We start from the raw sequence: 11,014 nt of genomic DNA on the forward strand, positions 1-11,014 counted from the left end.
GTTTGTTTAACAGTGTGTAAACGAAACGTGATTTTTTCGGGTCATCCTTGAATCTCAATTTAGGGGCTATGCTGAGAAATAATTCACCAACTGCTCAAGCCGCAACACGCCGTCGTAGCTGATGCCTTCGCCACCTTGCTTGAGTTTGCCTTTTTCACCATCCCCATCGCCGAGACAGGTGACAATAATATTGGCATCTGAAAGATTCTCGGTCGCTGTGTAGATATTGGTTGTTGCGACGATATTCAACCCCGCAGCATGGGCAGCCAATACGCCGTTGCGAGAATCCTCGATCACTATACACTCTTCGGGTTTCAAGCCAGATTTTTTAAGGGCCAGGTTATAAATCGCCGGATCCGGTTTCTTTTTGCTAACGATGTCGCCTGCCAGAACAAACTCAAATTTGATGTCATTGAGCATTCCGTTGACAACCGCCTGCGCGGCGCGTTCATTCGACGTAGTGCAAATTCCAAGCAGTAAGCCTGCATCATTGATTTCTTTCATCAAGCGCTTTACGCCTGGACGCAGCGGCAACTGCCCGCTTTCGATCAAGCTGACAAAAGCGGCCGTTTTATGTTTATGCATTCTTTTAATGAGGTCATCCACTTCTCCCGCATTGATCTCAACGCCAAAGCCTTTGGTGGTGAGATGGTGTTTCATGCGTTCCTTGCCCCCCGCCACTTGCAGCAGCTCGTGGTAATAGTCCACATCCCACTCGAAATTGTAGCCAAAATCTTTGAAGGTTTGGTTGAAGGCAACCCGATGCCCGTCACGTTCGGTGTCGATGATGACACCATCTTGATCAAAAAAAACTGCTTTTATTTTTGCCATTGAAATTTTCCTTTTTTGTGATAAACCGGGGTGGAAAGGAGTACCACCCCGGTTTATTGCCAGCAAACTAAGCGTAAAAAGCGCGAATGGCTTCAACAGCCATGCGATTTTCTTCTTTGGTGCCCAAAGTCAGGCGCCACCAGCCGTTTTGTCCGTACATGGTAGATTGCGGACGGAGGATAATGCCCTTTTCTTGCACGAAGGCCACCAAATCATCGCCTGCTTTTCCAGTGCCTGATCCGTCGAAAAGGATGTAATTGGCTGCGGAATGGAAAACCGTAAAACCGGGGATATCGCTGAGTGCATTCTCAATATAGGCTACTTCGCTGTTGTTGAATGCCACACGTTCTGCCAGCCCTTCAATATCTTCCAGCGCGGCTAATGCAGCCCACATAGGGATTGTTCCCACATTCCACGGGAGCAATGCTGCCGAGATTTGCCCGATAACTTCCTCGTGTCCCAATGCGTATCCAAAGCGCATCCCAGCCAGCCCGTAAGCTTTCGAGAGTGTGCGCGTAACGAGTACATTTTTGTATTTTTTGATCAGTCCGACTTGCGATTTTTCGAGACCGGCGAACTCAACGTAGGCTTCATCTACGATGAAGGGGATGCCCGTCTCGGCAATTTTGGAAAAATCTTCTGCGTCCATAAAATTGCCAGAGGGATTGTTGGGATTGGCGACGACAATGATCTTGGTTTTTTCGGTAATTGCCGCCAGGATTGCGTCTACATCGAATTTTAGTTCTTTGTCCTCGTAAATCATCGGGACAGAGACAAGTTTGCCACCGAGGATATTGCAGCGCAACTTGTAGATACCGAAGCACGGGGTATGTTGAATAACCTCTTCGCCAACCTGGAGGAAGCACCGGAAAATGTTATCGAAAACTTCGCTCGATCCATTGCCAATCATCACGTTTCCGGGGCCATCCAGCCCGTTGATTTCGGCAATCTTTGAGCGTACAACCAGGCCCTGATCGGGGTAGCGGTTGGCCATAGCGCCATATTTTTGAATGGCCTCTTGCACCTTCTTGGATGGAGGGTTCGGGTTTTCGTTAGACATCATGCGGTGTAGTTCGGGCTGACGCCACGCCAATTCGATATGCGCCGAAACATACATGGGGATGCCTTTTACCCAGGGAACAAAGTAATCTTGAATCGGTTTCATCGTGCTATTTCTCCTTTATGCCTTTCCTGCGCTTCCTAAAATATCAATCCACTTTGTTACTGCTTGCCGAATGGCATCTTTGACAGCAATATCAATCTTGCCGGGATTGTATTGTTCCCGGTTCTCTGAAATGTAGTTAAAGGTGGTATCAATGAGAGCATGTTTCAATTCGGTAGAGACATTGAATTTTGCGCCACCCATTTCAACAAGTTTGATCGCGTATTCTTTACTCAAACCTGTACCGCCATGCACAACCAATGGTGTTTTGACGCCATTGCCATTGAGCATCTGATTGATCTGGCCCAGGCGTTCAAAATCTACTTTTGGATTTTTTGTCTTGTAAACACCATGCGCTGTACCGATCGCTGGAGCAAAAATATCTACCCCGGTGCGCTCGACGAACTCGATGGCTTGCTGTGGATTACAAAGAGCGGCCTCATCCTCTGCAACCTTCACCTGATCCTCCACGCCTGAAACCGTACCTAATTCCCCTTCAACAGAGATACCGCCAAGAGAGTGGCAGTAATCCACAACTTCCTTCGTTTGGCGGATATTTTCATCATAGGCTTGTTTGGATGCGTCAATCATGATATTTGTATAACCTGCATCCGCACATTTTTTGCAATACTCCACGCTGGTACTGTGATCCAGGTGCAAACAGATTGGGATAGGGGCTGATTCGGCTAACGTTCGATAGATAGCCACCAGCACATCCTGCCCCAAAAATTGGGAAGGTGTGACGGATGCTTGAATAATGAGTGGGGCCTTCTTCTCGATGGCAGCCTCGACAACGGCTTCCATTTGTATCAGGTTCGTGATATTGAAAGCTCCGACGGCATATTTGCCTTCGGCTGCTTCTAGCATCATTTCCCTTGCAGTTGCAATTGACATGGTGATCTCCTATTAATAATAGTTATTCGTATTTTTGGGTTTTACAGTGAGGGCATGGGTGCTGCTTTGCGTTACACTGTAACCAATGGAGAGTTCTTCAAAATAGGACTTCGCTCGATTTATAGTATTTTTTTGAAAATTTATGGCATATATGCTTTCCTATCAGAACTAACGTCTTTTAGCCACTGTTGCCACATCGCATTCTGCATCCCCTGCGTAGTACGAGCAAAAAATGTATCAGCATAATTGCGAAAGTTGAAATCAAGTTTTGAGATACCAATTTGTACCATCGCCCACATGGCTTCACGGAAATCGGAAATAACCTTTAGCAATTTAATCCGCGCCCAATTTTCTGCGGTGACTTCGCCAAAATAACATTCCAGCAACCAGCGATCTTGGTCATTGGTGAATTCGTGATGGGTGGAGAAATTTGCAAGATCAAAAGCAGGATCACCCATTCCCGCGTATTCCCAATCCAAAATACGGATTTGACCATCATCGAGAAAATTTGCGTTGAGCAAATCATTGTGGCAAATTTTGGGGGTGAAAGGGGATTTTAACAACGCGGTTTCGGCAGCGTTCATTTGCTCAATCAGCCAACCAAAATTATCGGGAAAGAGAACCTTGAATCGGCGGGCAATTTCAGTGGAATCTTCGACTACGCGGAATGGAGAGAATGTTTCGAGAATTGGAGCCATGTTATGGACGCGGCGAATTGCATCGGCGACGCGGTTGATATTTTGGGGCTGACCGATTTCATCGGGCAAAAGCTGGCGGCCCTCAATGAATCTTGTAACTAGATATCCCTCCGGTTCGATGATATAAAAAACTTCGGGGCCGATGCCAATTTCCCCGGCAGCCTGACTAACGGCGCACTCCGTTGGGCGAACAATGCCCAATAATTCGGTATCGACTCCCGGGATGCGGAGAACAAAAACATCCCCATTTACCTCTATGCGGAAATTTTCATTGGTAATGCCGCCAGTAAGTGGGGATGTCTTTATATCCGAAGCGTTAGACCATTGTGGAATACGAGCAATTGCTTTTTCTATCGTCAGTGTCATAATTTAGCTTCACTTCTTTAAAATATGTTTTTTGGTTTTTGAAGACTTCGCGTGGATGGAATATACACGCGGAATACCAGAAACCTGGTTTATTTCGGCGAATTGAACAATTATTTGTAAACCGAATGCCATTTGGAATTATATCGACAAAACAAGGAATTTGCAAATAGTTTCAAAATCTGCTACAATTCCACCGCTTACATCGCAAATTCTGTCATTTTAGTCAATTAATCATCCAAACAAGTGATTATATTTCATGCGCAAATCTCTTATCCCCGCTCAACGACGTGAGCGTATTCAAGAATATCTCACAACTCATAAAGTGGCGCGTCTTGCTGATTTAAGCAAAATGTTAAATGCTTCAGAAGCTACAATTCGCCGCGATCTCGAAAAACTTGATGACACGGGCTTTCTTGAGCGCACGCATGGCGGTGCAGTACTCAGTCAACGATTATCACGCGAACCCGAATATCAACAGAGGTTGAGGGATAGCCCTCATGAGAAAGGTCTGATAGGCCAGTTTGCTGCCGCGCTAATCGAAGATGGCGATGTTGTTTTTCTCAATGGTGGCACGACCACGACAGAAATTATTCGTCATATCCGCCCAAGCGCCGATATTACTGTTATCACCAATAATCTATTTGCTGCCCTGGAGATCGATAGTATTGGCTTTGAATTAATTCTATTGGGTGGCATCTATCAGCCAGTTTCTCTTTCGGTAGGTGGATATTTTTCTGTTGATAACATCAGGAAGGTCTATGCGGATAAAACTTTTATTGGCGTTGACGGCATCAGCCTTAAATATGGGTGTACTTTCCCGACCAGCGCTGAAGCTGAAGTTGTGCGCACCATGATGGGACGCACGCGCGGCCCGGTTTATATTGTCGCAGACCACAGCAAATGGGGAACGGTTTCCAATTATGAAGCAGCCAAAATTGAAAAAATCCATAGTTTAATCACGGATGAGGGCTTCGACATGAACGCGCGTGAATCTCTATTAGCGCAATCTGTAGAAGTTCTCATCGCAGGAGATGCTATTTCATAGCACAAGATATTGTGCTACTCAGATTACGTTACGCCTCCATGCCCCGGCATGAAGGGATGATGAAGATTTGTTTTAATCTGTTAAAAATAGGCTCCAATCCAATATTCATGGCAGGAGGCACCCATGTTCAAATTGTTCAAATCCAAGCAAAACAGGTTTATCCACCTGATCAATCAGCAAGCCGAATTAACGCTGCAGGGGTTGAATCAGCTCATTGATTATATGAAATCCCACGACCCAGAGCTTGCCAGGCAGCTCACGCTGACTGAAAAAGAAGCCGATGAAGTGCGCCGTATTTTGATCAATGAACTGAACCGCACATTCGTTACCCCGATTGACAGGGAGGATATTTTTGCGCTCTCGCGTGCGATTGATGATGTCGTTGATTATGCTTACAGTACGGTCACAGAAATGGATGTGCTCGCGGTTACGCCGACAAGCTTTATGGAGCGCATGACTACACTCTTGCGGGATGCCGCCTATGAAATCCATATGGCAACCCAACGGCTTGAAGATCACCCCGGTGTGGCCGCTGAACACGCCCAGCGCGCCAAAGCGCTAGAGAACCGCGTTGAAGCTGTTTACCGGGAAGCCATAGCCGATTTATTCAGCGGGCCTGAGGATGTCCACCATATCTTCGAGATGCTCAAAATGCGCGAGGTCTATCGCCACCTGAGCAATGCTGCCGATCGAGGTGATGAAGCCGCCAATTTGATCGCCGATATCGTCGTCAAGACAACTTAATCTGGAGACCCGAATATGCCTACGATCCTGATTATAATGATCGTCTTAGCCGTTATTTTTGATTTCTTAAACGGTATTCACGATTCGAGCAATATTGTTGCCACGATGATTTCCTCACGCGCGTTTAGCCCGCGCGTGGCATTAGGCGTAACGGCTATCGCTCATTTTGTTGCGCCATTCATTTTTGGCGTGGCAGTGGCTACCACAATCGGCCACGAAGTCGTTAAAGCGGATGCCATCACTATTAATATTCTCGTCGCGGCCCTAGCCAGCGCGATTATTTGGAACTTAGTAACCTGGTTCTTAGGTATTCCCAGTAGCTCTTCACACGCCTTGATCGGCGGGATGATTGGCGCAGTTGGGATTGGCGCCGGTTTTGATGCTATCGAGTTACGCGGCATGGAAAAAATCCTGATTGCGCTGTTCACATCGCCCATTATTGGTTTGGTGTTGGGGTATTTGGTCACGAAGCTGGTTTTCTTTCTTGCTCGTGGGGCAACGCCAAAGATCAATTGGTTCTTTAAACGCTCTCAAATTATTACAGCCATAGCCCTGGCGCTTAGTCATGGCACCAATGATGCTCAAAAAACGATGGGGATCATTACGTTGGGCTTAGTGACCGCCGGTATCCTGCCCACCTTCCATGTGCCCTTCTGGGTTGTCGCTGTTAGCGCTGGGGCGATTGCTTTGGGCACTGCGCTTGGCGGCTGGAAACTCATCAAAACCTTAGGCTCTAAATTTTATAAAATCCGCCCTGTGCATGGTTTTAGCGCCCAACTAACATCTGCTTTCGTTATTCTTGGGGCTTCTTTGGTTGGTGGGCCAGTTAGCACAACTCAGGTGGTCAGCTCCTCGATCATGGGTGTCGGCTCGGCTGAACGCCTGAGCAAAGTGCGCTGGGGAGTCGCCAAAGAAATTATTGTTGCCTGGATTGTCACTATCCCCGCGACAGCATTGATGGCGGCTGGATTGGTGTACTTGATTGATAATGGCGCTGCCATTGCTGCTGTTTTTTGTCAGCTGTTCTTTTGTTAATTATCGGACTTATAAAACGATGAAAAATATACCGAAAATAGGGGTGTGTGGGGTGCGAAGCACCCCACACACCCCTATTTTCGGGCTTTCTTTTGCGAAAGTGCGTAAGTCCTGTCAGTGTGTGTTTGCTTTTACCTGCGTTAGTGCTTCCGAAATCCATAACGCACCAGGCAGGGTTTCCAGCATGAGGATGAAGCGCGTGATCACCACAAGCGTGGAGGCTTGCTCGATGCTGGCACCAAGTGAAATATACATGGCCGACATACTGACTTCACGCAGTCCCAATCCGTTGACTGAAATTGGTAGCAGCGAGAGTACATAGGTTAATGTACCGATGGCGACGACCTGCAAATATGTGACTGTAATACCCAACTCTACCCCCAGCACCCATACTCCGAAAAAAACCACCATACGCGCGGCCCAGGAAGATAAAAAAGCCAGCAACACCGTTCCGGGGCGATTGCGCCAAACCATAACCGCCTCATAAGCCTGCTTGAGCCAGCGCAGCGCCAAACCGCGAATTTTCTCCACAAGCGCGGGCAACGCCACGCCCGACATCGCGAGCGCTCTGGCAGGCTGCCAGACCTGCAAGGCACCCGCGGCCTGCATAACGCCCAGAGAGATCGGCATCAGGGTCAGCATCACGATCATATTCAGAACGCGGTCCATAACCACAGAAGCTACACTCAATCCCCAACCCGCAAAGCGCGCCGCGCTTAGCATTCGCACGCTATCGCCGCCAATCGTGGAGGGTAAAAAATTGGAAGCAAAATTACCCACCAGAACGATTTTTAGAATTTCGGCAAAATTGATTTCAATTTGCTGGGCGTGCAAGAGCATGTACCAACGCAAAGCGTTGAATAACACCCCCAGAAAATACAAGCCAAATGCCAGCGGAAAAATCCAAATCCGCACCTGACGCAACGTCAGCCACATCGTCGCCCAATCCTGATCGAGTAGCAGCCAGATGAAGAGGCTCGTTGAAATCAGCGTGCCGCCCCAGCGCAGATATTTTAATAATTTTGAGGATGATTTCGTTTTCATTTGCCAACCTGCTCGGAGAGCCGGGATCCAGCGATTGTTTATCCCAAATATCCCAGGCCGCGCAGACGCTCTTCCACGGTTGCCAGATCGGCCCCGGCTAAATCTGGGGAAGCCGCTGTGGGGGGATTGAGTTCTTTGGCAGGCACAACCTGGATGCGCTGGCGCTGCTCGTCGGTGAAGGTTTCTTCCAGCGGGCGGCCATCCAAATCATCGGGGATGGGCAAACCGGCCAACGCCAGCATGGTGGGCAGGATGTCGCTGACCTGGGCCTGTTTGAGCGTTGCTCCGCGGCGGATGTCCGGTCCGGAGAGTACTACAATCCCCTCGGGGCGATGGCTGCCTGAATCTTCATACTCCGACTGACCCAGAATGCCTGGGTTATCGAAACCCATCTTGACCGATGATTGATATAAATAGCCCTGAATCGAGAACATTACATCGGCGGCCTGTTCGAGATAATCGCCCTGATAAGAATCTTCGCGGCGACGCAGATCCGTGATGAGGGGCTCGTTGCGCTCGCCGCTCTCCGGGTGGGGTAAAGCTTCCAACGCGGCTATCAGCTCAGTTACCACGTCCGCATACTCTGCACCGGGCGAGATAATTCCCTGGGGTTCGCGTCCCTTCACATTCACAAAAATCTGCCCAAATGCGCCGCGCGCATAAGCTTTTGTGCGCGTCCAGTCAATATTATCAAAACCGATAAACGAGTTGACCACTTTGTTGCGCGCCGGTTTGGAAACCAGATTGGCAATGCCGCCCAGGCCAAGCTTGCTCACCAAACGATAAGCGCGCCCGATCAGGTCGGTTTTTGCCAGACCAATTTTCAGGCGGGTCGAGAGATCGCGCTTCAGGTGCAGCATACCGATCTCTTGCAGCCAGCGGTTGATATACATAATGCCGTGTACGGGTCCGCCGCCGTGGTCGGAAAGCACCATAAAATTGGCATTGCTGCCAAACAAGGCCAACAATTCGCCCAGAAAATCATCCACGCCGCGAAAAACCTGCTCGATGGCGTCCGAAAAAGGGAGGTCGTGCGCCGCGTCGTAGCCGGCCTGGGTGGGGTCGAGATAGCGCCAGAATTTATGTTGGGCGTGGTCGGTTTGCATAAAGACCAGCAGGTAGGCATCACAGGGATGCTGCTCGATGAGATAGCGCAGGGCGCGGCGCTGGTGGTCGAGTAAATCCAGTATAGACTGCAAATAGGCAGCCTCGCGCCCATATTTATAAATTTCGTCCTCGGCGTGGCGGTACGGCGATCCCAGGCGGGCGCTCAACTCGTCGAGCAATTCCGGCGGGTAGGCAAAACCCTCGGCGGCGGCGTCCGGCGCGGCCAAGCCTGAAAGCATAAAACCTTCCAATGGGACAGCCGGGTAGAGCATGGGCAAATTGAACACGCCAATCCGTTGTCCACCCTGATTGAAATATTCCCATACCGGTCGGGCCTTGATTTGCCCAGTGTGTACATACTCCACGTCGTAGCTGTCCGGTTTGCGGGCGAACCAGTCGAAAACGCCGTGTTTGCCCGGATTTTTACCCGTGATAATTGTGCTCCAGGCCGCCGGGCTGACAGGCAGGGAGGTGGAGCGGATGGCGCCGTAACTGCCATTTTGCATCAGGCTTGCCAGATGGGGGAGTTTGCCCTGTTCAACCCAGGGGGTGAGCAAATCCCAGGTAGCCGCGTCCCAACCCAGCACCACCAATGGTGAAGTGGAAGTTCCGACGTGAGATGAAGTGGATTCAGTTCCCATTGTTTACCCTCACCCCTGCCCTCTCCCGTTGGGAGAGGGGGGCGAATTTGAAATTATTTGCATAAGTTCGTCTTCATAGTCTTTAACAATTTGGGTAATGTCAAATTTTCGGGCATGTTGGCGGCTATTCTGGCGAAACGCCAGCAATTTCTCCGGCTCGGAGAGTAATTCATCCAGTGATGCAATACCGGATTGTTCGCTGTGATCGTCGAGCAAGAAACCGTTGCGCCCCGGCTCAACCAGATCAATGAATCCACCGACCCGGCTGGCGACAATTGCCAGTCCCATCGCCAGAGCTTGTACCCCCACCACGGGCAGCCCCTCGGAGAGGGAGGGCATAAAGAGAATATCACCCTGGCGAAACCATTCGATGACTTCTTCGGGGGTGATCCAGCCGGTAAGGGTGAAGCGCTCGCCAAGCTGCTGGCGCTCGATTTCGGTTTCCACGGCGGCGCGTAGCGGGCCATCGCCAACCATCACGCAGTTCCACGAGAGATGGCGCAGCTCAGATAGGGCACGCACCACCTGCACCGGATTCTTCTGCGTGACAAAGCGCCCTGCAAAGAGAATGCGCGGCGGTTGATTGATGGCAATCTTGCCGGGATCGAGTAATTCTAGATCAACGCCGTTGGGAATCACCTGCGCTTCAATGCCATAACTTTCTTTTGCCAGTTGGCGCGTAAACTCGCTGACCCCAAAGACGCGCGCCGCCCGCTTCCAGATTGGCGGGGTGAGCGGAAATATCCAGCGGAACCAACGCTCGGTTTTGTCGGGTACGCCGCCGGGCACATCGCCCAGATGGGCCGTTAACACATAGGGCACACCGGTTAGCAGCGAGAGCGGTAAGGCTAACGCTCCGCTGGGGACGGCAAAATGTACGTGCATTACATCGGGTTTCCAACGTCGAATTGCCTTCAGGGCGGGGAAAAAACCCATCAGGATATAACCAAGCATATCAAGAAAATGTGCCTTGAAGGGTACCTGCCGTCCTACCGGGACTCGCTGGATGGTCATAGCGTCAAGCGTTTCGTGGCGCGGCAGACCTTTGTAATGCGATGTTAAAATAAAAAGTTCGTGGCCGCGTCTGACCATGCCACGACAAATATCTTCGGCCACACGTCCCCCACCCCCGCCTACAGGCGGGAATTCATAGATCAGCATAAGAACACGCATAAATATAAAGTCTGCCTTTCAATGAAGCCAGAATAAAAAAATGCAGTTATTTGGTCATATAAGACTGCATGAAAGAAATCCGACAATGGAATTATTTTTTTTGCAAACTGCGCAAGACCTGTTATATATCGGTCAAAATCGAAGCTATATTTTACCAGTACAAAGAATACTCAGGTTTTTGAGAATTGGGGATTCTCATGGGGTTTGAAATAATAGAACTGTAACGGTTGGCGTATGTCAAGATGAAAAAAACAGAGCATGGTTGATTTTTCCA

At 49.6% G+C, this 11,014-nt stretch carries 10 protein-coding genes; 3 read left to right on the top strand and 7 right to left on the bottom strand.

Going from position 1 to position 11,014, the window contains the following annotated elements:
• Positions 1 to 66: 66 nt before the first annotated feature.
• The 4 genes from HN413_07330 to HN413_07345 all read right to left on the bottom strand — a co-directional run bounded on the left by HN413_07330 (position 67) and on the right by HN413_07345 (position 3,951).
• On the bottom strand, positions 67 to 831 hold the full coding sequence (locus HN413_07330) for an HAD-IA family hydrolase (protein ID MBT3390209.1): 765 nt from the start codon (positions 829 to 831) through the stop codon (positions 67 to 69).
• A 67-nt stretch (positions 832 to 898) separates the two neighbouring features.
• A complete protein-coding gene (locus HN413_07335) occupies positions 899 to 1,996 on the bottom strand; it encodes a histidinol-phosphate aminotransferase family protein (GenBank protein MBT3390210.1) in 1,098 nt (365 codons plus the stop codon).
• A gap of 15 nt (positions 1,997 to 2,011) precedes the next feature.
• Positions 2,012 to 2,887, bottom strand: coding sequence for a class II fructose-bisphosphate aldolase family protein (locus HN413_07340; GenBank protein ID MBT3390211.1), 876 nt, complete (start codon positions 2,885 to 2,887; stop codon positions 2,012 to 2,014).
• A 140-nt stretch (positions 2,888 to 3,027) separates the two neighbouring features.
• Positions 3,028 to 3,951, bottom strand: a complete 924-nt coding sequence (locus HN413_07345) for a phosphotransferase family protein (protein MBT3390212.1) — start codon at positions 3,949 to 3,951, stop codon at positions 3,028 to 3,030.
• A gap of 256 nt (positions 3,952 to 4,207) precedes the next feature.
• On the opposite strand from HN413_07345, the gene HN413_07350 reads away from it, so the two are divergent.
• The 3 genes from HN413_07350 (at position 4,208) to HN413_07360 (ending at position 6,775) form a co-directional block, all read left to right on the top strand.
• The gene (locus HN413_07350) at positions 4,208 to 4,996 is read left to right on the top strand and encodes a DeoR/GlpR transcriptional regulator (GenBank protein MBT3390213.1); all 789 of its coding nucleotides are present in this window, start codon (positions 4,208 to 4,210) and stop codon (positions 4,994 to 4,996) included.
• A 123-nt stretch (positions 4,997 to 5,119) separates the two neighbouring features.
• A complete protein-coding gene (locus HN413_07355; protein ID MBT3390214.1) occupies positions 5,120 to 5,740 on the top strand; it encodes a DUF47 family protein in 621 nt (206 codons plus the stop codon).
• Between the two features lie 15 nt (positions 5,741 to 5,755).
• Positions 5,756 to 6,775 (top strand): inorganic phosphate transporter, encoded by a 1,020-nt coding sequence (locus HN413_07360; GenBank protein MBT3390215.1) that lies wholly within the window; start codon positions 5,756 to 5,758, stop codon positions 6,773 to 6,775.
• A 114-nt stretch (positions 6,776 to 6,889) separates the two neighbouring features.
• Here HN413_07360 and HN413_07365 read toward each other — a convergent pair whose 3' ends face one another.
• Genes HN413_07365 through HN413_07375 form a run of 3 tightly spaced genes read right to left on the bottom strand, consistent with a single transcriptional unit; the run spans position 6,890 to position 10,740 of the window.
• Positions 6,890 to 7,819, bottom strand: coding sequence for a flippase-like domain-containing protein (locus HN413_07365; GenBank protein ID MBT3390216.1), 930 nt, complete (start codon positions 7,817 to 7,819; stop codon positions 6,890 to 6,892).
• Positions 7,820 to 7,857: 38 nt separating this feature from the next.
• Positions 7,858 to 9,567 (bottom strand): hypothetical protein, encoded by a 1,710-nt coding sequence (locus tag HN413_07370; GenBank protein ID MBT3390217.1) that lies wholly within the window; start codon positions 9,565 to 9,567, stop codon positions 7,858 to 7,860.
• Between the two features lie 9 nt (positions 9,568 to 9,576).
• Positions 9,577 to 10,740 carry a glycosyltransferase family 4 protein gene (locus HN413_07375; GenBank protein MBT3390218.1) on the bottom strand — a complete coding sequence of 388 codons (1,164 nt, stop codon included), beginning with the start codon at positions 10,738 to 10,740 and terminating at the stop codon, positions 9,577 to 9,579.
• Positions 10,741 to 11,014: the final 274 nt, after the last annotated feature.

The sequence above is a fragment of the Chloroflexota bacterium genome (assembly GCA_018648225.1).
In the GTDB taxonomy this organism is placed as follows: Bacteria; Chloroflexota; Anaerolineae; order Anaerolineales; family UBA11858; genus NIOZ-UU35.